The sequence below is a fragment of the Comamonas avium genome (assembly GCF_014836675.1).
Taxonomy (GTDB): domain Bacteria; phylum Pseudomonadota; class Gammaproteobacteria; order Burkholderiales; family Burkholderiaceae_C; genus Comamonas; species Comamonas avium.
Window position 1 is genome coordinate 381,937 of the sequence record NZ_JACSQK010000006.1, and the last position, 22,865, is coordinate 404,801.

Sequence of the window (22,865 nt, forward strand, 5' to 3'; positions counted from 1 at the left end):
CAGGAGATGCCCATCTTGGCACCCATCTCTGCGGTTTTGGGGATTGACCCGCTGCACTTTGCCATGATCGTGATTGTGAATCTGACCATGGCTATGGTCCCGCTACCCGTGGGTGGCTTGCTGTTTGTGACTGGCGTTGCCACGCGCACACCGGTTGCTGCCCTGACACGAGAGTTGCCCATCTTTATCGTCGCGCAACTGCTGATGCTGATGATTTTGACTTTTGTACCTGCGCTATCAACATCGTTGCCACACGCGTTTGGCTTCAATTCACAGCGCTTGCGCATCAAAAAAGCCCGGAAGTTCCGGGCTTTTTTATTTTCACAATAGTTGGCTCAATGTCTGTGGTTGGCTTTGCGGGACAAAAATTCGCCTGCAAACTGCACGAGAGAGACCAGTGCGACCAAAATCACGATGACTTCGAACATGACCTTGGTCTCGTAGCGTTCATAACCATAGCGGATCGCCAGATCACCCAACCCTCCAGCGCCGACTGCACCCGCCATGGCCGATGCGTTGACGATGGCGATGACGCTGACTGTCATGCCTCCGATGATGCCAGGGAGTGCTTCTGGCAGCAGGACGTGGCGCACGATATGCCAGCGTTTGCAGCCCATGGCGCGCGCTGCTTCGACCAGACCGGGGTCCACGTCGCTCAGGCTGACTTGGGCAATGCGTGCATAGAACGGAATCAGGTTCACCGACAGAGGTACGACGGCTGCCCAAGTACCCAGCGTGGTGCCGACGATGCTGCGTGTCACGGGCAACAAGGCCACAAGCAAAATGATGAAAGGAATGGCACGAAAAATATTGACCGTGATAGACAGCCCCCTGTAAAAGTGCGGGCGTGCATACAAACCGCGGGGTCCCGTGACTGTGAGCACGACAGCCAGCACTAACCCCAGACTGATGGCAATCAGCGAGGCGGATGCCACCATTAGCAAGGTCTCGGCAAAAGCTTGCAAATATTTGTCAATTGGTGCGGACATAACCCAGTAATTCCAGATGGTCAGCACCCGTGGCATGGTGCAATGTTTCGAGGGACGGCAGATTTGCTACGGGCGCTGAAATCAGCAACTGGCCCAGTGCATGGCCGTCCAGTCGGTCCAGACCTCCGTGCAACAGTGTCACCAGCGGGCCCAATGCGGCAAGGGCTTGCAACGGCAAACCTTGTGCGTGCCGGGAGCCAGCAAAGCGCAGACTGAACACGGCTCGGTCCAGCGGTTCGGTTGGTGCGCTCATTAATTGCTGTGCCAGATCGGGCGGCAGGTCTTGCTGCAAAGGGCGCAGCAACGCTTGTGTGGCTTTGGCTTGTGGCGCGCCAAAGACGCGCCAGACTTTGCCGACTTCTTGCACCTGCCCACGGTCCAGAACCAGAACGCGATCACAGATGGCGCGTATCACACCCATGTCATGCGTGATCAGCACGACGGTCAGTTTCAACTGTCGGTTGATATCGCGCAGCAGCGTTAAGATGGATTGCGTAGTTTCTGGATCAAGCGCGGATGTGGCTTCGTCACACAACAATACCTCTGGGGCATGCACCAATGCCCGCGCAATGCCGACGCGCTGTTTTTGTCCACCTGATAGCTGTGCTGGGTAGACGTTGGCTTTGTCGGTCAGTCCGACCAAGTTCAAGAGTTCGTCTACGCGACGCTTGATGAGTGCAGGGCGCTCGCCGGCCACACGCAGCGGCAGGGCAATGTTCTCAGCCACGGTCTTGGCAGAGAGCAGATTGAAATGCTGAAAAATCATGCCAATGCGGCGGCGCAGCGTGACCAGCGCTTCTTCGTCGAGCTTGGCCGGATTGATGCCGTGCACCTGTACTTGACCGGATGTCGGCGTTTCCAGCGCGTTGATGGTTCGCAGCAGTGTGGATTTGCCGGCACCACTTCGACCAATGATGCCGAACACTTCGCCATGGCGGATATCAAAGCTCACGGCACTCAGCGCTTCGACCAGGCCGCTATGGCCTGCATAGGATTTACCAACGTTGTCAAAAACAATGTGCGGTGCCAATTGCACGGCAGGGGGGAGGGTGGTCATGCAGTCAGTCAGAACGCTGGAATGACCGAGCCTTGGTATTTCTGCTGAATGAACTGGCGCACAGGTTCAGACTGGTAAGCGGCGACCAGCTGGCGTGTCCATGGTGCTTCTTTGTCTGCAGCGCGCACAGCAATGATGTTGACATAAGGGTTGCGCTCGCGTTTCTCCACGGCAATACCGTCGCGCGTTGCAACCAGGCCAGCTTGGTAGGCAAAACTGTTGACGATGGCCGCTGCCGCTAAGTCATCCAATGATCGTGCCAGGACAACCGAAGCTATTTCCACCAGTTCAATTTTTTGGTGCAAAGCTGTGATGTCTGCTAGTGAAGCTGTGCTGGTAAAGGGGTCGAAATCAGCGCGTAAGTTCAATACACCCTGATCACGCAGCACCACCAAGGCTCGCGTCTGGTTGCTTGGGTCGTTCGGTATGCCAACGCGAGCGCCTGCGGGTAAGTCACTTAAACGTTTGTATTTGCGTGAATAAAACGCGATCGGTGAGATATAGGTATCGCCTGCCGAAACCAGTTGATAGCCGCGTTGCTGGTTCTGATCGCGCAGGAAGGGAATGTGCTGGAAGGAGTTCACTTCCAGATCACCATTGTGTACACCCTCATTTGGGCTGATGGCCCCGCTGAGGACTACGGCTTTGACGTTCAACCCGCTCTCTTTGGCCACTTTGGTGACGACTTCCCAAATCTCTTCATCCACACCGCCCCGCACTCCCACGCGAATCACGGGTGGTGATGCAGCAGATGCCAAAGCGAGCGATGGAAGATTGACCACTGCTGCAGGCAGCAGAAATGCTGCGGATGTACGAAGAAAGTCGCGTTTATTCATTTCTGGTGCTCCGATCAAGATAGGCAGGTAAGGGCGCCAGTATTTCAAGCCCCGCAGAGCGGGGCAACAAAGCTTTTCAACTATGCAAATGCGGTGTTTGCATGAAGCGCGTGCGTTGATGTGCCAGCGGCGGGTATCCAGGTGATCGCAGCGCCGTAGCTATGTTCTAGTGAGGCTTTTTGTAGCTGAGCGGCATGTGGGGTGTAAAGGCCAATTGCAAACGGACCTTCTCCCTGATGTGCCAGTTGTGCTGCGGCTTCGGGGGTGGCCTTGGCTGTTTCAAGCTGCAGCACCGTAGTGCCCAAGTGCAGGCTGGCAAACTCATCGACAAGATCTGGAGCGCTGTCTAAACCTAGCAAAGCTTGGTAGCGTTTCAGCGATGCGGCCAGGTCATGCACCGCGATACGCAGCTGTGCCACACCATGGACGCCATTTGCATGGTTTCGGACATCGCCCTCAGGCACACGCAGGGCACGTGGCGTGACGTCTCCGCATAGAAATGGCAGATCAGCCGTGATCGGGCGGGCGTTTTGCCACCGCAGCTCCACGCCATCCGGGCGCAAGCGGCCGCCGTTGACAGGCGGTTGGTAAGCCAGACCCCGAGAGAGCGCCTGTGCCACGGTCTCTGTCGTGGTGCTGGGCAGCAGAGCGAAATCCACGATGCCAGGGCCAAATTGTTGAAGCTTGGGCCACCACGGATGGTGTGCTTCTGGCGCTTTCCACGCGATCAGCTCGAAGTAGGCACCGTCGTGAAAGACAACCAGCGCGTTGTGTGTGGCGCGTCCGGGATGATCTCCACCGGGCGTGACGGTGAATCCAAGATGGCGGTAGTCGCTGATGGCTTTTTGCAAGTCATTCACAGCGATCACGATGTGGTCCAAAGGCAAGGACATGGTTTTTCTCCGGTTGCTGAAAACGCCAGCATGGCGTCTGCAGGCACGGAGCACAAATGCGAAAAATGTGTTTGTTTATGCGCTCGGCATCACTGCACGCATATCTGTTTCGCGCATATCTAACTGCGAAAACATCGCTTCAGAAAAGCGAGTGAACTTCCTTGCATTCATGGCAGCTGGTGGGGGATTTCTCTTTCCCAGTTCTTGCATTACAGCGCCGCAACGGCATGAAGGATGGATGGTCTCGTGCAGAAACAAAGCAGAAGCAAACGTCAAGGTTGGTGGCTCGTAGCCATGGTCGCAGGGGTTTGGATGGCCGGTTGCACCCAGCAAAGCGCTACAGAGACTGCAGGGCGGCAGGGCGGTGCAGCGCAAGGCGGTGAGCTGGTCTATCTGGAGCAACAGGCACACACCAACCTGTATCCCCCAGCGGGCGGCTTTTATCCCAATGGCGGCGTACTCAACCAAATCACCGACAAGCTGACTTACCAAGATCCGAAAACGCTGGAAATTGAGCCTTGGATTGCACAGTCTTGGTCGATTAACGATAACGCCACCGAGTTCACTTTCAAGCTGCGCAGCGGCGTGAGCTTCTCGGACGGTACGCCCTTGGATGCAGCGGCCGTTGCGAAGAATTTCGACACTTATGGCTTGGGTAACAAAGCTTTGAAGTTGCCCGTGTCGGAAGTCATCAACAACTACGAGCGCAGTGAGGTGCTGGATCCGCTGACCGTCAAGTTTTACTTCAGCAAGCCTTCTCCTGGCTTCTTGCAAGGGACGTCGGTGATTGGTTCGGGTCTGGTGTCTCTGGCCACCTTGGCACGACCTTTTGAAGAGTTGGGAGACGCCACCCGCATCATTGGCTCCGGCCCCTTTGTCGTGGAACGTGAAACGTTAGGCAAGGAACTACTGCTCAGGGCACGGGCGGATTACAACTGGGGGCCAAGCAAACATGCACACCAGGGGCGGGCGCGTCTGGACAGCATCCGCTTTGTGGTGACCCCCGAGGACAGCGTGCGCATCGGAGCGTTGCTCTCTGGGCAGGCTGGTTTGATCCGTCAAGTGCAGGCGTATGACGAAAAGCGTGTGCAGGACCAGAAATTTCAAATTTATGCGCCTTCCACACGCGGTGTGAACAACAGCATTGCGTTCCGCCCTGACAACCCGTTGGTCGCAGATCTGCGTGTGCGCCAAGCGCTGTTGCACGGCACAAATACGGCCGAAGTGGTGCAGACACTGTTTTCTGCGAACTACCCCCAGGCGACATCGGTGGTGGCTCAATCAGCAGCGGGCTATGTGGATCTGGCAGCACAGCTGAAGTTTGACCCTGAAAAATCGCAGCGTCTGCTGGACGAAGCAGGCTGGACGCTGGGCAACCAAGGGCTGCGACAGAAAGATGGTCAAGATCTGGTGCTGACCGCCTACGAGGCCTTGCCACAGCCGCAGAACAAAGAAACCCTGCAATTGGTGGCGCAGCAGTGGGGCAAGCTGGGTGTCAAGCTGAATGTGCTGGCTGGTGATGCGGGCAGCCGCATTGTGGATAGCCTAGACCCGGCCAAGACACCGGTAACGCCCGGAATGGTGGGCCGTGCTGACGCCGATGTGATCAAGAGCTATTTTTACCCCAGCAATCGCAATGCGCTGCTGCAAAAGGGGGGGGTGAGCCAGAAGGTCAACAGCTTTGTGGATGACAAGCTCAACGGTTTGCTGGATGCAATTGCTGCCGAAACCGATTCCGCCCAGCGCCTGCAGCTCACCAGCGATGTACAGCGTTACCTGATTGCGCAGGCCTATGTGATTCCGATTTTTGAAGAACCACAGGCCTTTGCTGGCGCCACCTGGGTGCAGGACGTTGGTTTTGAATCCGTGGGCCGCCCCAGCTTCTACGCCACCTGGTTGAGCAAGCATTGAGGGCCTCAATCATGGTGTACAAAAAATACCGCCACACATGGCTGTTAACAGGGGTTGTGGCAACTGGCCTGTGGCTGTCGGGCTGCTCGCCCAAGAGCGGTGCTGCTGAAGATGCGCAAGTGCAGGCCGGCGCGCCGATTCCGGGTGGCACGCTCGTGTATCTGGAGCAGCAGGCCCACACCAGCCTGTATCCGCCAGCAGGGGGCTTTTATCCAAACGGCGGCATTCTGAATCAGATCACAGACAAACTGACTTATCAGAACCCTGAAACCCTGGAGATTGAACCCTGGATTGCCCAGGCATGGACGATCAGCAACGATGCCACCGAATACAGCTTCAAGTTGCGTGAAGGCGTAACTTTCTCGGACGGTACCCCGCTGGATGCTGCCGCTGTCGCCAAAAACTTCGACACCTTCGGGCTGGGCAACAAGGCGCTTAAGCACTCGGTATCCGAGGTCATCAACAACTACCAGCGCAGTGAGGTGGTGGATGCACACACCGTCAAGTTCTATTTCAGCCAGCCTTCGCCGGGTTTTCTGCAAGCCACTTCGGTGATCGGCTCGGGCCTGGTGTCGCCTGCAACACTGGCTCACCCGCTGGATGAGTTGGGGGATGCAACCAAGGTTATTGGCTCTGGCCCATTTGTGGTAGCCCGCGAAACCTTGGGTAAAGAGCTGCATCTGGCTGCGCGCAAGGACTATGCGTGGGGGCCCATCAAACTGGCGCACCAGGGGCGTGCAAGGCTGGATGGCATACAGATTGTGGTGGCCCCCGAAGACGGTGTGCGCATTGGTGCGCTGCTGGCAGGGCAAGCGGGGTTTATTCGCCAGATTCAGGCGTATGACGAAAAGCGTGTGCAGGCAAAGCAGTTTCCCATCTATGCCTCATCGACACGGGGGATAAACGACAGTCTGGCCTTCCGCCCTGACAACCCGTTGGTGGCTGATGTCCGCGTGCGCAAGGCCTTATTGCACGCCACTGATGCCCAGCAGATCGTACAGACACTGTTCTCTGAGCACTATCCGCAGGCCACAGGTGTCATCGTGTCCACGGCGGCGGGCTATGCGGATCTGTCGGACAAGCTGAAATTCGACCCAGAACAGGCCAGGGCGCTGCTGGATGAAGCGGGCTGGAAGCCCGGCCCCGGTGGCGTGCGCGAGAAGGACGGCCAGCCTCTGGTGCTGTCAACCTATGAGTCGCTCAACTATGTGCAGAACAAAGAAGTGCTGCAACTGATCGCCCAGCAATGGGCGCAGGTGGGTGTCAGGTTCAATGTGTTGGCGGGCGACTCAGGTAGCAAGACGCTGGACAGTTTGGATCCGCTCAAAACCCCCGTGATTCCGGCCATGGTAGGCCGCGCCGATCCGGACGTGATCAAGAGCAACTATTACCCGACCAACCGCAATCTGTTGCTGCAAAAAGGCGGTGTGAGCCAGAAGGTCAACAATTTTGTCGACGACCGGCTCAACAGCTTGTTGGATGCCATTGCCCGGGAACCGGTCACCACCCAAAGATTGGAGCTGACGCGTGAGGTGCAGCACTATCTGGTGGATCAAGCCTACGTGATTCCTTTGTTTGAGGAGCCCCAGGTTTTTGCGGGCGCCCCTTGGGTCAAGGATGTGGCTTTTGAATCGGTGGGCCGCCCCAGTTTTTATGCCACTTGGCTTGACAAGCACTGAGACGGAGGCCTGCGCATGATGAACACCTATCTCTTACGCCGCATCGGTCAGGCTCTGCTGGTGTTGTGGGCCGCGTTCACCACGTCGTTTGTGTTGCTGCAGTTGATGCCAGGCGATGCGGTGTTGATCAAGTTTCTCAATCCTGATCTGGGTTTGGGGCCAGAGCAGATTGCCGAGATACAGGCCGCCTACGGAACGGATCAGCCCGCCTGGCGCCAGTACCTGCATACGCTGGGCCAGTTTCTGACAGGAAATTTTGGGTATTCGCTGCAGGCCGGTGTGCCCGTCAGTGAAGGGCTGATTACCAACTTGCCTCCAACCTTGCGGTTGGCGGCTTTGGGGTTGGCCGTCGCCTTGCTGCTGGCACTGGCACTGGCCTTGGCGGCCAGTGTGGTGCGGGTTCAAAGTGTGCGCGCATTGCTGCAGTCGCTGCCTTCGCTGTTTGTGTCCATACCGGTGTTTTGGCTGGGCATCATGCTGATCCAGTGGGTGTCCTTCCGGCTGGGGTGGGTGCCGGTAATCAATCCTGGCCCCTGGCAAGGCTTGATCTTGCCAACGCTGACGCTGGCGGTGCCTATTTCTGCACCGTTGGCGCAGATTTTGATGCGCAATCTGGATGCCGCCATGGCCCAGCCTTATGTGGCTGTGGCACGTGCCAAAGGGGCATCGCAGTTGCATGTGCTGCTGCGTCATGCCGCTCCCAATGCCTTGCTGCCTGTGCTGACCATGGCTGGTGTGCTGTTTGGTGAGTTGCTGGCGGGTGCCGTGGTGACCGAAGCCGTGTTCGGTCTCAACGGTCTGGGCAGTCTGACCCAGCAGGCCGTTGGCAACCAAGACACCGCCGTGCTGCAAGCCGTGGTGATGGTGTCGGCAACGGCTTTTGTGATGATCAATCTGATGGTGGATCTGCTCTATCCCTGGCTGGATCCACGGCTGCGCAATGCGGTAGGAGGCTGATGCGATGAATGCATTCACACACAACGAAGATTTGGTGCTACAGGCGTCTTCAGTCACTGAGGGCAAGGCCCATCAGCAACTCCAGCAAGTCGAGAAAGTACAAACTGTGCCTTGGTCTTATCGCCCGGCCTTGCAAGCTGCATTGCGACGCGCCGCGCGCATGCCTCTAGGATTGTGGCTGGCGTGGAGTGTGGTCATTTTGGTGCTGCTGTGGGCCGTCTTGCCCGGTTGGTTCAGCGGCCATGATCCGCTCGTCGGTCAGGCGGGGCAGCAGTTACAGGCACCGGGCTCTGGCCATTGGCTGGGGACGGATGCTTTGGGGCGCGACGTTTGGACTCGCGTGGTTCATGGCGCTGTGCACTCGCTGGCTGGGGCACTGGTGGCGGTGGGTGTGGGCTTGGTGGTGGGTACAACTTTGGGTTTGCTGGCTGGTGCGCTAGGAGGGCGCATCGACGATGCCCTGATGCGTCTGGTTGATGTGCTGCTGGCAGTGCCTTCTTTGTTGCTGTCACTGACCATCATCATCGTCCTGGGCTTTGGTACGGTGAATGCCGCGATTGCCGTGGGCGTGGCCTCGGTGGCCAGTTTTGCGCGGTTGGTGCGCTCAGAGGTGGTGCGGGTGCGCAGAACGGAGTATGTGGAAGCGGCCTTCGGCAGCGGCGGACGTTTCAGCGCCGTGCTGTGGCGGCATGTGCTGCCCAATTCGCTGACATCGGTGGTGGCGTTGGCCGCACTGCAGTTCGGGACGGCCATTTTGGCGATCGCCACGCTGGGTTTTCTGGGCTATGGCGCTCCACCACCCACTCCCGAGTGGGGGCTGTTGATTGCAGAGGGGCGTAACTACTTGTCTACTGCGTGGTGGCTGACCACTGCGCCTGGGCTGGTGGTCGTGGCAATGGTGCTGGCGGTCAATCGCATCAGCGCTTCATTGTCAGGAGGCCAACCATGAGCGCTTGGCAATTCTGGCGGCAACGTTTGCTGCGTACGGCTGGGCAGCCGCCTGTTCTCCCCGCAGTTACGGTTTCAGGTGTCGATGCTGTATTGGAAATCGACAACCTGCAAATCGCCTACCGTGAAGGTGATCAGCTGCGGCAGGTTGTGCATGGTGTGTCTCTGACAGTGCGTCCTGGCGAGGTGGTGGCCTTGGTGGGTGAGTCGGGTTCGGGTAAATCCACCACCTCGCAGGCCGCTATTGGCCTGCTGCCCAGCAATGGTCAGGTCGTGGGTGGAAGCATTCGCCTTCTCGGCCAGGACGTGACCTATGCCGGGCAGGCGCAGTGGCGCAGCCTGCGTGGGCGGGTGTTGAGCCTGGTGCCGCAAGACCCTGGCGCATCTTTGAACCCGGTGCGCACCATTGGCGCTCAGGTGGCTGAGGTGCTGCAGTTGCATGGCTGGCGCGATGCTACAGCCATTGAAAAACAGGTGGTAGATCTGCTGCGAAAGGTGGGCATGACACGACCTGAGCTGCGCTACCGCCAGTACCCGCATGAACTTTCAGGGGGCATGAAGCAGCGTGTATTGATTGCCATGGCCGTGGCTTTGAAACCAGCGCTGATCATTGCGGATGAGCCCACCAGTGCATTGGACGTCACCGTACAGCGTCGTATTCTGGATCTGATCGACACCCTGCGCCGCGAGACGGGCACGGCCGTGCTGTTGGTGACCCATGACTTGGGTGTGGCGGCTGACCGCTCGCACCGCATCGTGGTGCTGCGCCATGGCCGTATTCAGGAGGCCGGTGAAACCTTGAAGGTGCTGCGCCAGCCGCAAAGCAGCTACGCACGCCAGTTGCTGGCCGATGCGCCCGCCTTGTCTGCTCCGCCTGCCCGGGCAGCGTTGCCTGAAAACACGACGGATGACTGGGCTGTTCAGGTGCAGGGACTGCGCCAGCAGTTTGTGGTGCCCGGTCACGTTGAACCCTTCAAGGCGGTCGATGGCGTGTCTTTCCAGGTACAGCGTGGCAGTACGCATGCGATTGTGGGCGAGTCAGGATCGGGCAAGACCACCACTATTCGTGCGCTGGTGGGACTGCTGCGGCCAACGCAAGGGCAGATTCACATTGCAGGCGTGGATGTCACCGCTTTGCGTGGTGAGGCGTTGCGGCAATTTCGGCGCAAGGTGCAACTGGTGTACCAGAACCCTTTCGCATCGCTGGACCCGCGCCAGTCGGTGTTCGACATTGTTGAAGAGCCGTTGCGCAATTTCGATCGCTTGCCTGTGGCGGTGCGCCGTCAGCGTGTTCAAGAGACGTTGGCCCGTGTGGCGCTGGCCAGTGAGCTACAGACGCGCAAGCCCCATGCATTGTCTGGCGGGCAGCGTCAGCGCGTTGCCATCGCCCGTGCTTTGGTACTGCAGCCTGAAGTATTGGTGCTTGACGAAGCTGTATCTGCCCTCGATGTAACCGTGCAGGCGCAGATTTTGAAGCTTTTAGAAACGTTGCAGCAGCAACTGCAATTGACCTATGTGTTTGTTACGCATGACCTATCGGTGGTGCGCCAGATCGCCCATACCGTCTCCGTGCTTCAACACGGCAAGGTGGTAGAGCAGGGCTCGGTGGAGCAGGTCTTTCTGCACCCACGCAGCCATTACACCCGTGAACTGATCGCTGCCATTCCTGGCACAAGGAGTACTGATTTTGTCCAATCTCACCCCATTCCCGAAGAAACGCCTGGGCTACTTCAGCCGCTTGCTGGATGATGTGCCTGCCGCCGAGCGCTATCGCTTGGTGACCGAGCAGATTGCACACGCCGAGGCGCTGGGCTTTGACTCTGCATGGGTGGCACAGCACCATTTCCATGAAAACGAGGGCGGCTTGCCCTCTCCCCTGGTATTTTTGGCCCATGTCGCGCAGCGTACGCAGCGCATCCGGCTGGGCACGGGTGTAGTGACATTGAGCATGGAAAACGCCATCCGCGTGGCCGAAGACACCGCAGTGCTGGATCTGCTGTCTGGTGGGCGGCTGGAAGTGGGGCTGGGCACGGGCGGTACGGCGGAGTCGTTTGAAGCCTTTGGTGTGGCCAGCCATGAACGGGGCGCTGTGTATGGGCGCAATCTCGAGATTTTGCGTGCGGCCTGGCGTGGTGATGCGCTTCAAGGCGGGGTGCGTATCTACCCCGCAGCACCCCATTTGCTGCAGCGCGTATGGCAAGCCACGTTCTCTGTGGAGGGCGGGCAGCGCGCAGGTGCCGCTGGCGAAGGTTTGATGCTCTCACGCACCCAGCCGCGCCCTGAGCAAGCGCCGCATTTGACGTTGTCGGACATTCAAAACCCCATCATCGATGCCTATCTGGCCGCTTTGCCGCAAGGGCAGGCTCCACGCATTCTGGGTTCTCGTTCTTTGCTCGTCACTGATCGCACAGAAGATGCCTTGCGTTGGGCAGAAACAGGCTTGCGCCGCTTGGCTGTGCGCCATGCCAAGCCAGCGCCAGGACCTTTCCCACGTGTAAGCCCAGATGCACCGCTGGAAGAGCTGATTCGGGCCTATGACGTGCACATCGGCACCCCGGATGAGGTGATTGCGTCCTTGCAAGCCGATACCGCCTTGGCGCGCACGACCGATCTGGTGTTCCAGGTGCACTCCATCGATCCACCGCATGAGGCCATCCTGCGTTCACTGGAGCTGACTGCCAAATATGTGGCGCCAGCTTTGGGATGGACGGCCTCCAACCCAGCTTTTGCCAATCCATCCGTGTCTGCCGTCGAATCTGAACTGCAGCCCGCGTAAGACAGGAGTTAAACCATGACCGAGCTATCGCATACAAAATCCGGCGTTGTGGCGGGATTGCGCATTGACCATGTCGATGTGATCGATTTTCTGGCTGACATTGTTCCGGGAGACTGGTTGGACCATCTGCGCCGCACTCGGCCGGAAACGCGTTCCCAGGCGCAAAAAAGCCATGATGCGTTGTTCACGCCTGCGCAGCCTATTGCGGGCCAGGTTACCCGTGCTGAACGCCATGCAGTGGCAGCCTTTGTCGCACTGCTGCACCAGCAAGCGGAGGCGGCAGACTTTCATTTGCAGTTGCTCCAGGAGCTGTCTCCCACCTGGTTTTCTGCGGTGCGCAGTGCAGTGGCTGCCGGTGTGACGCAAGGGCCGTACGGGAAATTTCCTGCCGGGCCACTGAGCATTGAAAACCAAGAAGGGCTGGAGCTGCAGCTGTCTGATGCGCTGCGCGCTGTGCTGGGCGAGCGTTTGTATGCGGCCTTCCACCACGCGCATTTTCTGGTGTTCCACCCCCGTGACGCGGCGCCCGAACGTGTGCGTGCGCTGGAGGCTGCTGGCTGGCTGCCTGACGACATTGTCGTGCTGTCTCAATTGGTTGCTTTTTTGAGTTTTCAACTGCGGGTAGTGGCGGGTCTGCGGGTGCTGGTGGAAGGCTGGGACGAGGCTATTGCTGTCCCAGCTACCCGTAGCGCCGTCTCTCAGACAGTGTCCGCAGGCCCTCCGCCAAGCTCTGTTGCGGGTGCTGCACCCGTCGTTTTCACTCAGGCTGAACTGCAATGGCAGGCTTGGCTGGAACCGCTGGATGAGAGCGCTCTGACAGAGCGCCACTTTGCTGGCCTTGTGGATGCGGCCAGAGCCAAATCGCCGTATTTCCGGCTGCTGGCGCGCGATCCGGACACACTGGGTGCACGCACCCGTACCGACAAAGACATCTTCTACAACCCTGAGGCGGGCTTGCCGCGGGCAGAACGTGAATTGGCAGCGGCAGCAGCCTCGCGCTACAACGGCTGCATTTACTGTGCCTCGGTGCACGCCCGCTTTGCCAGCCACTTTTCGCGGCGCAAGGACGATGTCCAGCGTTTGCTGGATGAGGGTGTGCAGGTCAACCTGGATCCGCGCTGGAATGCGATTGTGGATGCCAGCGTGGCTTTGAGCGCAACCCCACCGCGTTTGAATGCACATCACATTGCCGCTTTGCGCAACCAAGGCCTGGATGCCCAGGCTGCTGCAGATTTGGTGCATGCAGCCGCATTCTTTAACTGGGCCAACCGCCTGATGCTGTCGCTGGGTGAGCCTCAGTACGCATAACTCTGGTTGTTGCCTATTTCCCCGATCTCCGATGTTGGAGATCGAGGTTTTTTGCCCATGATTCACCCATGAAGCAATAGGCGTTTGAGATTGTGCACAGGGTGGGCGCTGTGCTTGCATCGTTGCTAGTGGTGCTTTTCGTGCAGCGAATCAACGGAGGCCAGGACTTTGGACTAAAGCGTCGCGGGTCCCTGTTTCGTGATTTGACCCCGTGGGGTTATGACAAAGATAAAAAAAGGCAGCTGCAGCTGCCTTTTAATTTTGATAGCTGATAGCGCTTATGAATACTGGGTCAGGTGCATATCTGATGAGTATTATTAAGCATAAGCCTGTGCGGCTTCTTTTTGCACTGGGTCCAGACTGGCGAGCGCAGCCAGATGCTCTGCATACTGCTGCGGGTAAAAGCGCTGGGCCACATCAAGGTGCGAGCGCACGCGGCCCTTCAGCGCATTGGTGCCAATATGACTGAACAAGGGGTTGAGCGGATCGCTCTCTGGCCCGCGTGCCTGGCTGGCCAGGTGCGCGGGCAGGCTTAAAAGCGGCACCTCGTGCGCATGCAGACTGGGTGAAAAGAAGTAAGCGATGGAGTAGCGGCTGACCCCGGCGCCGGGTGAGCGCACGCGGTGCACATTGGCGCGCAGGTAGCCGTTGGTAGCCAGCTCCAGCATTTCCCCGATGTTGATGACAAAAGCATTTTTGCGGGGTGGCACATCCAGCCAGCCTTGTGGCGTTTGCACTTGCAAACCACCGACTTGGTCTTGCAGCAGCAGGGTCAGCAAGCCGCCATCCTTGTGCGGGCCAACGCCTTGGTCGGGCTGGCCACTGCCTTGGCCCGGGTAATGAATGATCTTGAGGCGATGGTTGTGCGGCGAGGCCACCAGTTGGTTCAGTGCAGTGGCCGGTTGCTCTAGGGCTACCAGAAAGGCTTTGAGCAGGCGCTGTGCCACGGCACGTGTCGTGTCCAGCCAGAGCAGAATTTCTGATTGCAAAGTGGGCTGCGCTTGGGGCCACTGGTTCGGGCCTTGCAGTCCCCACCACTGTGGCGTTTCGGGGCTTGGTGGCACGGCCGGCAGCTCTTCACCAAAGTCAATTTGTTCGCGCAGGTCGGGTTGCAGGCGGGTGATTTCCCCGCCGACGCCGGTGTAGCCACGAAAGTGGCGGGTCTGCGCTATCGCGATTTGCTGCTTGGCGGCAGCGGGCAGCGCAAAAAACTGCCGGGCTGCAGCTTCCAGGTGGGCAATGTGTTCAGGCGAAATACCGTGCCCTTCAAGGTAGAAGAACCCGGTCTCACGCGCAATGTGCGCCAGGCGGCTGTGCGCGGGCGTGTGTTGCTCGCTGTCACCCAGCTCTTCCAGATTGATGACCGGCAGGGCATTGACGGCGGCACTGGCGGCCAAGGCGGAAGCAATGGTGCTCATAAGGACTCCTGAAAATCGAAAGGTGCAGAAGAAACGGTGGCCGAAGTGGTTGTGTGACAGTGCGCAAGCGCTTGGCGCAGGTCGCCCAGCAGGTCGTCAGGGTGCTCAATGCCCATCGACAGCCGTACCAAGCCCGGTGCAATGCCGGCGCGCGCCAGCTCTGCATCGGTCAGTAGGTGGTGGGTGGTCTCAGCGGGAATGGCGGCCAGTGATTTGCTGTCACCAATATTCACCAACCGCTGGAACAGTTGCAGGGCATCATAAAAACGCTGAGCGCTGGCGCGGCCACCATGCAATTCAAACGATAGCAAGCCAGGAATGCGGCCCTCGTGCAGATAGCGCCTGGCGTGGGCATAGTCGGGGTGACTGGGGTGGGCTACATGCTGGATGTGGCTGACCTGCGGGAGGTCCTGCAGAAAATTCAGTACTGCACGCGTGTTGCTGCTGATGCGGTCAATGCGCAGTGCCAACGTCTCTAATCCCTGTAGCAGCAAGAAGGCAGAGTTGGCTGCCAGCGTGGCGCCGGCATTGCGCAGCATGACGGTGCGTGCACGGGCAACGACGGGGGCTTCAGGGTAGCGTTCGGTGAACACCACTTGGTGAAAGGCGGGTTCTGGCTGTGTTAGCTGCGGGTAGCGTTGGGCGTGTGCCTGCCAGTCGAAACGGCCACCATCTACAATCAAGCCCCCCATGACCACGCCATGACCGCCGATGTACTTCGTGGCCGAATGCACAACCACATCTGCCCCGTGTTGGAAGGGGCGGATCAGCAGTGGTGTGGCACAGGTGTTGTCTACCACCACGGCCACGCCTTGGGCGTGGGCGATGTGGGCGATATGGGCCACATCGGCCACATCGCCCGATGGGTTACCCACAGATTCAACAAACACGGCTTTAGTCTGTGGAGTGATCGCTTGGTGCAGCGCATCAGGATCGCTCCGTGCCACCACGGTGCTGTGGATGCCCCGACCTTGCAACACATGCGCAATCAGATTGTGTGAGCCTCCGTACAAGGTCGAAGCCACGATGACGTGATCCCCCACTTGCGCCAAAGTGGCCAGCACAATGTCGATCGCCGCCATCCCAGATGCCACGGCTAGAGCAGCTGTGCCACCTTCCAATTGCGTGATGCGTTGCTCCAGCACGCTCTGGGTAGGGTTGCTGGTGCGGGCGTAAATGTGGCCTTCCTGCACCAGGTCAAACAGCTCAGCGCCTTGCTGGGCATTCTCAAACAGGTACGAGGTGGAGTGGTAAACCGGTACTGCAGCGCTACGCTGGTGCTGCAAGCCGTCATAACCAGAATGCAGCACCAAGGTGTCCGCATGCCAGTGGGAGGCAGGCGACTGACTCATGCGTGCAGTGCTTCGGGGTGGTGCGCGCTGGCGGTAGGAGCGGTGGTGGTCGCGCTTGTTGATTGGCGTACCCATGAGCCCGAAATTTGTTGGGGATTGCGCAGCAGGTTCAGGATGGGGCAGGTCTTTTCCACGGCATCAAACAATGTTTGCAGTTGCGTGTCAGTAGCGCTGGATTGCAGTTGCACCTCGTAGTGAATGTCATGCGGCCAGATGGGCGTCGCCTCATGACCGGGCTGACCGGCACGCGGATCAATGGTGCCGTGAATATCCACCTCAATGCTGTCCAGCGGCACTTGCAGCAATGCGGCCTGAATTTCAAAAATGTGGGTCACACAGGTGCCCAACACGCCGAGTTGCAACTCGGGCGAGGATGGTCCGAGGTTGAAACCAGCGAAGTCATGGGGGCTGTCACTGATGATCTGGTGCTCACGAATGCGCAAACGGCGTATACCGCTACGCCCTTCCGCAGTGACGTGGGCGTGCAGCTGATTGGCCTGAGCGGTCCCATCGGCAACGCGTTGCTGGCGCGCCAAGACGGCAGTGCGCTTGTGGGAAAGATAGTTGTTGAGGCCCATGGTGATGCTCCGTGTGATGGGTAAACCGGTTGGAAAGACGCCATGGTTGGGCACACCCGCGGTGAAAGCTACGAAGTTTTGCGTGTTTGCTTATGCGTTTTTTGTGAGCAATTAGACCTGGCAGAACGTGAAGTTTTCCGTATATCGATACCTGTTTTCGTTGCTTGTGACAAAGGGGTGTGCAACCTATCGTGGTAGCACTTTCTATCTTCATCACGAGGGACGATATGGCAGATTTTTCGCAAGAACAACGCAATGCTTGGAAGCGCCGTCACTTTCTGGGTGCCGCTGCGGGTGTGGCCACCGTGGGTGCTGCCAGTGGCCTGCTGCCTCAGGTCGCACGGTCACAGCCGCGCAAGATTACCTTGGCTTGGAGCCAAGCCAGTTTTTGCCAAGTGCCCGTACCAATCGCTTTGGAGCGTGGTTTCTTTACGCAAAATGGTCTGGATGTGGAGGTGTTGAATTGGGGTGGCGCGGCTGACCAGCTGCTGGAAGCACTGGCCACTGGCAAGGCGGAAGTTGGGGTGGGTTTGATCCACCGCTGGATCAAACCACTGGAAGCTGGCCTGGATGTGAAGATTGTGGGCAGCGTGCACGGAGGCTGCTTACGTCTAGTTGGAGTGAAGTCGGCAGGTGTGACCACTGACTTGCGTACCCTCAAAGGCAAGGTGATTGGTGTATCGGACCTCAATAGTCCTGCCAAGCAGTTCTACGGCATTCACTTGGCCAAGAAGGGCGTAGATATCGACAAAGACATTGAGTGGCGCGTGTTTCCGGCCGATTTGTTGGATGTGGCTGTGAAAAAGGGGGAAATCCATGCCATTGCCGACGGGGACCCCAACCTGTACCTCATCGAAAAGCGCAATCCAGGGGTGTTTGCCGAACTAGGAAATAGTGCAACGGGCGAGTATGCCGAGAAAATTTGCTGCGTACTGGGTGCTGGGGCCAAGTTTGTGCGTGAAGACCGCAAGAGTGCTGCTGCCGTGGTGCGGGCCTTGGCGCAGGCCTCCAATTACGTGGCCGAGAACCCCAATGAATCTGCCAAGATTTTTGCGCGTTACACGCCCAAGTTTGAGGTCAGTGATTTGCAGCGCTTGATCGCTGAGTTGACGTACAAACATCACCCCCATGGTGGTCGCCTGCAGGATGAGGTGCAGGCGTTTGCAGCAGACTTCCGCGAGGCGGGCATTCTGAAAAAGAGTACCGATCCTGTGCGTTTTGCGCACCACATCACTCAGGATGTCCTGTCATGACCGGTGCACATACATCCTTGGAGGCAGCGAGCTTCTCCACGGCCACAGCCTTGCAAACCCTGGGCCTATGGCGCCAAGGTGTAGTAGCGGCCTTGGCGTGGGCTTTGCTGGGTGCGTTGACCTTGCTGTGGCCCAACAAGCCTATTGGCTTTAGCGATTGGGCGTATACCACCGAGTTCGCCGTGCTGTCACTGGCAATTGCCGTGGCTTTGGCACTGATTGCACTGCGTGGATGGTTGCCTCGGCTGCATGCTGCTGGCGCATGGTTGATTGCCGCACCGCTCTTGCTAGGGTTGTGGCAATTGCTGACCGCCAAACTAGGGGTGCTGCCGCCACCGTTTTTTGCACCTCCGCAAAGTTTGCTAGAGGTCTATCTGGACGATACGGCAAGGCTGGGCACGTCGATAGCACATTCGTTGCGCCTGCTGGTGCACGGCATTGTGCTGGGCAGTATTGTGGGATTTTTCACGGGTGTATGGGTAGGGTGGTCGCGCATAGCTGGGTACTGGGTGCACCCATTGCTGCGCTTCTTGGGGCCAGTGCCGGCATCAGCCCTGCTGCCTCTGGCATTCTTTTTTGCCCCGAGTAGTTACAGTGCCGCCGTGTTTTTGATTGCGCTGGCCACTTTCTTTCCGGTGGCCGTGCTGACATGGTCTGGGGTCGCCAATGTGAGCAAAAGCTACTACGACGTTGCCCGTACGCTGGGTGCTTCGGAGTGGTTTTTGGTCTTGCATGTGGCAATACCCGCTGCTTTGCCGCAAGTGTTTGTAGGCTTGTTCATGGGTCTGGGCGCTTCGTTCTCGGTGCTGATCACAGCAGAGATGATGGGGGTGAAAGCTGGCCTTGGCTGGTACTTGCAGTGGGCGCAAGGCTGGGCAGCTTATTCAAATATGTACGGTGCCTTGCTGGTGATGGCGGTGCTGTGCTCAGGCTTGATTACGTTGTTGTTTACGGTACGTGATCGCTTGCTGAGCTGGCAGAAAGGAACCGTGAAATGGTGAATGCTCTGCGTCAAATTTTGCAGGAAACGTCTTCGGATGCTGCTACCTTGGATTCCGTGGCTGTCCAGTCCAGCAGCCCGACACAGCAAGGTGCGTTCATTGACATAAAGAATGTGTCGCACCACTTTGCACAGAACCACAAAAATGGTTCCGCAGAGAGCAACGCCAATTTGCCTGTGCTCGATAGTGTCCGCTTGCAGGTGCAGCCCGGCGAGTTTGTGGCGCTACTGGGCCCTAGCGGCTGTGGTAAATCGACATTGCTGCGCTTGGTGGCTGGTTTGGAGCCCCCAAGTGCAGGGCATATCACACAAGAAAAGCAGCCGATCAAGCAGCCCGATCCATCCCGTATTGTGGTGTTCCAAGATCCAACGCTGTTTCCATGGCGAACGGTGCGTGACAACGTGGCCTTGGGTTTACAGGCTCGCAAAGTCCCCAAGGAGCAGTATGTGCGGGTCGATGAGGCGCTGTCCTTGGTTGGGCTGACTGAATTTGCCAGTAGTTATCCGCACCAACTGTCAGGTGGTATGGCGCAACGTGCGGCACTGGCGCGCGCCTTGGTCAATGAGCCGAAACTGCTCATCTTGGATGAGCCACTGGGAAAACTGGACTCTTTGACACGCCTCACCATGCAAGGCGAGTTGCTCAAATTGTGGCAAAAAGCAGGTTTTTCGGTGCTACTGGTCACGCACGACGTGGAAGAGGCGCTTTTCTTGGCCAACCGCGTGATAGTGTTCTCACCACGTCCCCCACGAACGGTGGCCGAGCTACAGGTCGATTTGCCTTATCCACGCCACCGCACCGATCCCCGCTTTGTACAGTTGCGCCAGCAGCTGCTGCGTGATTTGGGCTTGAGTGACGTGACCTGATGAGTCCTGATCGTGTTGCGCAGGATGCGCCTTGGCTGCTGTGGCTATTGAATGCCATGCAGTCGGGCCAAGAAGCACTCTTGCAAATTTTGCACAGTGTCGGGTTGACGCCAGACGTCGATGGGCAGCCTGCATGGCCTTGGTCACGACGCCTTGCCGGTGAGAACTTGCTGCTGGACGTTGGCCAAGCCCGTGCTATGGCGTGGAGCTTGCTGGCCGTCGTCGTAATTATCTGCCTGCTTGTATTGGCGGCCTTGTGGTGGCGCCATTCCAAAAAACGCGGATCGCTGCTAGTGACCGCGCTGCTGATCGTTATTGCCACTCCGTGGCCACAGTCGCAGGTGATTTGGACTCCTGCCAGTCCCAGCAGCTTTCACCACAATCCGCTGCCGTTCAGTGATGCGGCTATTGCAAGAGGTGCAGTGCACTATCAACGTCTGTGCATGGATTGTCATGGTGCAACAGGTAATGGCCAAGGCCCCATCGCTGCCCAACAAGCGGTATGGCCCCCAAGCTTCACGGGCCCATTGCTGTGGCGGCGTACCGATGGCGATTTGCTTCATACCGTGCGACAAGGCGTTTTTACGCACAGTGGTCAGCAGCGCATGCCTAGTTTTGCATCACAAATGACGGTGGCACAAACGTGGGAATTGCTGCATTTTTTGCGAGCGCAGGCTGCAGGGCAGCTGCTGCAACTGTCGGGTAACTGGGTCATGCCGATTGCATTGCCGAATATGCAACTTCACTGCCCGGGCCAAACTTGGCAACAGGTCAGTGATCTGCAGCAGCAGCGTGTTCGTTTGGTCGGTTTGGCCGATGTAAAAAGTGTTTTGCCTGATCCACGCATGCTCACCGTGTGGCTGCCTCCTGCAGATCAAAGTGCCAGTTTCATTCCCGCGCAAATCGATTGCGTCGTCGCTTCGGCGACGGAAGCACGGCAGGCATTGTTCTGGCTGACAGGAACGGAAAATTTTACGCAAACGCAGTTATTGGCCGATAAAGCTGGCTGGTTACGTGCGCGCAATGATCGTGGTGCAGACAGTTGGAGTGAAGCAGATTTGGTATGCCGTGTGAACGAAGTGGTGCAAGGAGCGACACAAGAAGATAGCTTGACCCGGTTGCTGCGCAGCATGGACAGCCAGCCTCTTGTCTATGTCAAAGGCGGGAGCGTACATGGGCTGCAGTGATGGGGGCGTTGTTGCATAAATCGCTGTGCCACAAACCGTAGGCTAGCGGCATGAGCCCTCCCAACAAGCCTCGCTACCGGGCCACGAACTGGAAAAGCAGTACAACGCCCCCCTCAAGGCCCGTGGATCACTGTCAATTGGGTTGGACAAGCGCATGGCCTGGTTTGCCACTACCAGTGGCAAACGCGGGCGACGCCCGGGCTTCTCTGGGCGCTTGGGGCGCAGTATCTGAAAGCGCTGGATTGGCTACCACCGGCGAAGTCTGGTGCAAGCGAAGATGAACTGCATCAAAAGGCTGGACGAGCGAGTGATGTCTCGCACCTTTGAGCGCCAAGTCAACGAGCTGCGCATCCGAGCAGCCACATTGAATCGATTGACTGGACTGGGCCGCCCTCAGACGGCCGGGGCTGATGGACACGCACTTGATGCGCGAACCTGTCGGGCAGCTTGGCCAGTGATGACAAGTCCCTAAAGTTCTATAAATAAAAAAACGCCCCGGTGCTTAATTGCATCGGGGCGTTGTATCGAGCGTGAGGGGCTATCGCAAAGTGTCCCCTAACTAATGCACAAGTATTTGATTTTATTAGTGCAGTTTTACACAATCCACAGGGTGATTGGGCTGTGATTAACTTTGCATAAGTGATTGTTTTGTATTGGGAATAAGCGTTAATAACGAGAAATAAACGGCTTACTGCCGGTGCAAACAACGTGACTTTCAGAAAAAATCGCGTGAGGGGGTCGGGGCCGGACTACTTCTCGGACATCAGCATGCGCAATACAACCGGGTTCACACTCGGCGGGACGAACGTCATCGTGACGGGGAATCTGGTCACTGGAACGACGCAGGGCGGCATTATCACGCAGGGTTCGCAGAATGTTGCGGTGACTTGTAACACTATCCATGACCTCGTCAATGAGCACGGGCTTTACCCTGATACAGGGCTTTCTGCTGTTGTGGTTTCCGGCAACGTGATTCGCAATACCGGTAGGCACGGAACTGGCATCAAAGTGCAGCTGTATGACGGCTTTGGTCTAGACGCCAACAACATCAATATCACGGGCAACAGCGTCTATTCGTCGGGCAACACTGCGATCTGCGTCATAAACACAGCACCACTTCCGCAGAGGGCCACGTCTGCTGTGTCGGTGACAGGAAATTCCGTCTATGCCGCAGGCCAAGACGGCATCTCGTTGCGTTACGTTCGCGGAGCAGCAGTCTGCGGGAATTCTGTGTACTCATCCGGTCGCCATGGATATGAGTTCATCGGTTGCGGCGGCGTCACTGGGACTGGAAACACGACGATGAATGCAGAGGAATGTGGCATTTTTGATGCAGCCAGTGGCGACATGACTTATGTTGGTAACACCATCATCAATCCCGGAGCCGGGTTGCGTGGTGTCGATTACCAAGTGGGGATATTTGTTCAAGATGGGACAGAGCACTTCATAGCAAGCAACGTGGTGCGCGGCACAGAAAGCATGAGCTATGCAATGTGGATCGCACAAGGAGGTGAATCACTCACAGTGATAGACAACGCTCTATCTGGGGGGGCAGAGCCTTCCTTGCGTCTTCATGGCGGACAGATCCGATTCCTCCTGCCTGGCCCGATGTCGAGCGCTCAGGGTGATGATGCCATCTACAATTTGCCAAGTGATTTGCAGCGCGGGACGATGCCTGGGGAGCTTTTCGGCGCAGCAGCGCCCACATCCGGCACATGGCGGCAAGGTAGCAGGGTGCACAGTCTGTATCCCGCCCCGGGTGGCCCGATGGGCTGGGTATGTGTGAATGGAGGATCGCCGGGTGGGTGGAGGCCTTTTGGGCGTGTTGAAACATAACAGAGCCTCCATGATTGATC

General features: G+C 57.9%; 19 protein-coding genes and 3 pseudogenes. 15 read left to right on the plus strand and 7 right to left on the minus strand.

Features of this window, described 5'->3' with window-relative positions; translation table 11 throughout:
- Positions 1 to 6: 6 nt before the first annotated feature.
- Positions 7 to 267 (plus strand): annotated as a pseudogene (locus H9646_RS14240) (TRAP transporter large permease subunit); the annotation flags it as partial.
- A gap of 68 nt (positions 268 to 335) precedes the next feature.
- Here the strand turns inward: H9646_RS14240 and H9646_RS14245 are convergent.
- The 4 genes from H9646_RS14245 to H9646_RS14260 all read right to left on the minus strand — a co-directional run bounded on the left by H9646_RS14245 (position 336) and on the right by H9646_RS14260 (position 3,775).
- On the minus strand, positions 336 to 989 hold the full coding sequence (locus tag H9646_RS14245) for a methionine ABC transporter permease (RefSeq protein WP_191724022.1): 654 nt from the start codon (positions 987 to 989) through the stop codon (positions 336 to 338).
- Positions 973 to 2,046, minus strand: coding sequence for a methionine ABC transporter ATP-binding protein (locus H9646_RS14250; protein ID WP_191724023.1), 1,074 nt, complete (start codon positions 2,044 to 2,046; stop codon positions 973 to 975). The genes H9646_RS14245 and H9646_RS14250 overlap by 17 nt, the downstream gene beginning before the upstream one ends.
- A gap of 8 nt (positions 2,047 to 2,054) precedes the next feature.
- Complete coding sequence (locus tag H9646_RS14255) at positions 2,055 to 2,882, minus strand: MetQ/NlpA family ABC transporter substrate-binding protein (protein ID WP_191724024.1); 828 nt, start codon at positions 2,880 to 2,882, stop codon at positions 2,055 to 2,057.
- A gap of 80 nt (positions 2,883 to 2,962) precedes the next feature.
- A complete protein-coding gene (locus H9646_RS14260; protein WP_191724025.1) occupies positions 2,963 to 3,775 on the minus strand; it encodes a VOC family protein in 813 nt (270 codons plus the stop codon).
- Between the two features lie 294 nt (positions 3,776 to 4,069).
- On the opposite strand from H9646_RS14260, the gene H9646_RS14265 reads away from it, so the two are divergent.
- The 8 genes and pseudogenes from H9646_RS14265 to H9646_RS18665 all read left to right on the plus strand — a co-directional run bounded on the left by H9646_RS14265 (position 4,070) and on the right by H9646_RS18665 (position 13,354).
- Positions 4,070 to 5,686, plus strand: coding sequence for a TIGR04028 family ABC transporter substrate-binding protein (locus H9646_RS14265; RefSeq protein WP_225214208.1), 1,617 nt, complete (start codon positions 4,070 to 4,072; stop codon positions 5,684 to 5,686).
- Between the two features lie 11 nt (positions 5,687 to 5,697).
- Positions 5,698 to 7,365, plus strand: coding sequence for a TIGR04028 family ABC transporter substrate-binding protein (locus H9646_RS14270; protein ID WP_191724027.1), 1,668 nt, complete (start codon positions 5,698 to 5,700; stop codon positions 7,363 to 7,365).
- Positions 7,366 to 7,380: 15 nt separating this feature from the next.
- The gene (locus H9646_RS14275; RefSeq protein ID WP_191724028.1) at positions 7,381 to 8,322 is read left to right on the plus strand and encodes an ABC transporter permease; all 942 of its coding nucleotides are present in this window, start codon (positions 7,381 to 7,383) and stop codon (positions 8,320 to 8,322) included.
- A gap of 160 nt (positions 8,323 to 8,482) precedes the next feature.
- Positions 8,483 to 9,271: an ABC transporter permease gene (locus H9646_RS14280; RefSeq protein WP_225214225.1), complete on the plus strand. Its 789-nt coding sequence runs from the start codon at positions 8,483 to 8,485 to the stop codon at positions 9,269 to 9,271.
- Positions 9,268 to 11,019, plus strand: a complete 1,752-nt coding sequence (locus tag H9646_RS14285) for a dipeptide ABC transporter ATP-binding protein (RefSeq protein ID WP_191724030.1) — start codon at positions 9,268 to 9,270, stop codon at positions 11,017 to 11,019. The genes H9646_RS14280 and H9646_RS14285 overlap by 4 nt, the downstream gene beginning before the upstream one ends.
- Positions 10,952 to 12,046 (plus strand): putative FMN-dependent luciferase-like monooxygenase, encoded by a 1,095-nt coding sequence (locus H9646_RS14290; protein ID WP_191724076.1) that lies wholly within the window; start codon positions 10,952 to 10,954, stop codon positions 12,044 to 12,046. Before H9646_RS14285 ends, H9646_RS14290 begins: the two co-directional genes overlap by 68 nt.
- A 15-nt stretch (positions 12,047 to 12,061) precedes the next feature.
- Positions 12,062 to 12,679: pseudogene (locus H9646_RS18660) on the plus strand (CMD domain protein); the annotation flags it as partial.
- 72 nt (positions 12,680 to 12,751) lie between these two features.
- Complete coding sequence (locus tag H9646_RS18665) at positions 12,752 to 13,354, plus strand: alkylhydroperoxidase domain protein (protein ID WP_318244928.1); 603 nt, start codon at positions 12,752 to 12,754, stop codon at positions 13,352 to 13,354.
- A 317-nt stretch (positions 13,355 to 13,671) separates the two neighbouring features.
- Here the strand turns inward: H9646_RS18665 and H9646_RS14300 are convergent, their stop codons facing one another.
- From H9646_RS14300 to H9646_RS14310, 3 genes are read right to left on the minus strand one after another with little or no spacing between them, the layout of a single operon-like run.
- Positions 13,672 to 14,772 carry an isopenicillin N synthase family dioxygenase gene (locus H9646_RS14300; RefSeq protein ID WP_191724032.1) on the minus strand — a complete coding sequence of 367 codons (1,101 nt, stop codon included), beginning with the start codon at positions 14,770 to 14,772 and terminating at the stop codon, positions 13,672 to 13,674.
- Positions 14,769 to 16,124 carry an O-acetylhomoserine aminocarboxypropyltransferase/cysteine synthase family protein gene (locus H9646_RS14305; protein ID WP_191724033.1) on the minus strand — a complete coding sequence of 452 codons (1,356 nt, stop codon included), beginning with the start codon at positions 16,122 to 16,124 and terminating at the stop codon, positions 14,769 to 14,771. The genes H9646_RS14300 and H9646_RS14305 overlap by 4 nt, the downstream gene beginning before the upstream one ends.
- A complete protein-coding gene (locus tag H9646_RS14310; RefSeq protein WP_191724034.1) occupies positions 16,121 to 16,702 on the minus strand; it encodes an OsmC family protein in 582 nt (193 codons plus the stop codon). The genes H9646_RS14305 and H9646_RS14310 overlap by 4 nt, the downstream gene beginning before the upstream one ends.
- Positions 16,703 to 16,929: 227 nt before the next feature.
- Here H9646_RS14310 and H9646_RS14315 point away from each other — a divergent pair, with 227 nt between their 5' ends.
- From H9646_RS14315 to H9646_RS14340, 6 genes and pseudogenes are all read left to right on the plus strand, one after another.
- The gene (locus H9646_RS14315; RefSeq protein WP_191724035.1) at positions 16,930 to 17,955 is read left to right on the plus strand and encodes an ABC transporter substrate-binding protein; all 1,026 of its coding nucleotides are present in this window, start codon (positions 16,930 to 16,932) and stop codon (positions 17,953 to 17,955) included.
- The gene (locus H9646_RS14320) at positions 17,952 to 18,956 is read left to right on the plus strand and encodes an ABC transporter permease (protein ID WP_191724036.1); all 1,005 of its coding nucleotides are present in this window, start codon (positions 17,952 to 17,954) and stop codon (positions 18,954 to 18,956) included. Before H9646_RS14315 ends, H9646_RS14320 begins: the two co-directional genes overlap by 4 nt.
- Positions 18,950 to 19,822 (plus strand): ABC transporter ATP-binding protein, encoded by an 873-nt coding sequence (locus H9646_RS14325; protein WP_191724037.1) that lies wholly within the window; start codon positions 18,950 to 18,952, stop codon positions 19,820 to 19,822. The genes H9646_RS14320 and H9646_RS14325 overlap by 7 nt, the downstream gene beginning before the upstream one ends.
- Positions 19,822 to 21,009, plus strand: a complete 1,188-nt coding sequence (locus H9646_RS14330; protein WP_191724038.1) for a c-type cytochrome — start codon at positions 19,822 to 19,824, stop codon at positions 21,007 to 21,009. The genes H9646_RS14325 and H9646_RS14330 overlap by 1 nt, the downstream gene beginning before the upstream one ends.
- A 211-nt stretch (positions 21,010 to 21,220) precedes the next feature.
- Positions 21,221 to 21,481, plus strand: a pseudogene (locus H9646_RS14335) (hypothetical protein); the annotation flags it as partial.
- A 236-nt stretch (positions 21,482 to 21,717) separates the two neighbouring features.
- Positions 21,718 to 22,845 carry a right-handed parallel beta-helix repeat-containing protein gene (locus H9646_RS14340; protein WP_191724039.1) on the plus strand — a complete coding sequence of 376 codons (1,128 nt, stop codon included), beginning with the start codon at positions 21,718 to 21,720 and terminating at the stop codon, positions 22,843 to 22,845.
- Positions 22,846 to 22,865 lie beyond the last annotated feature (20 nt).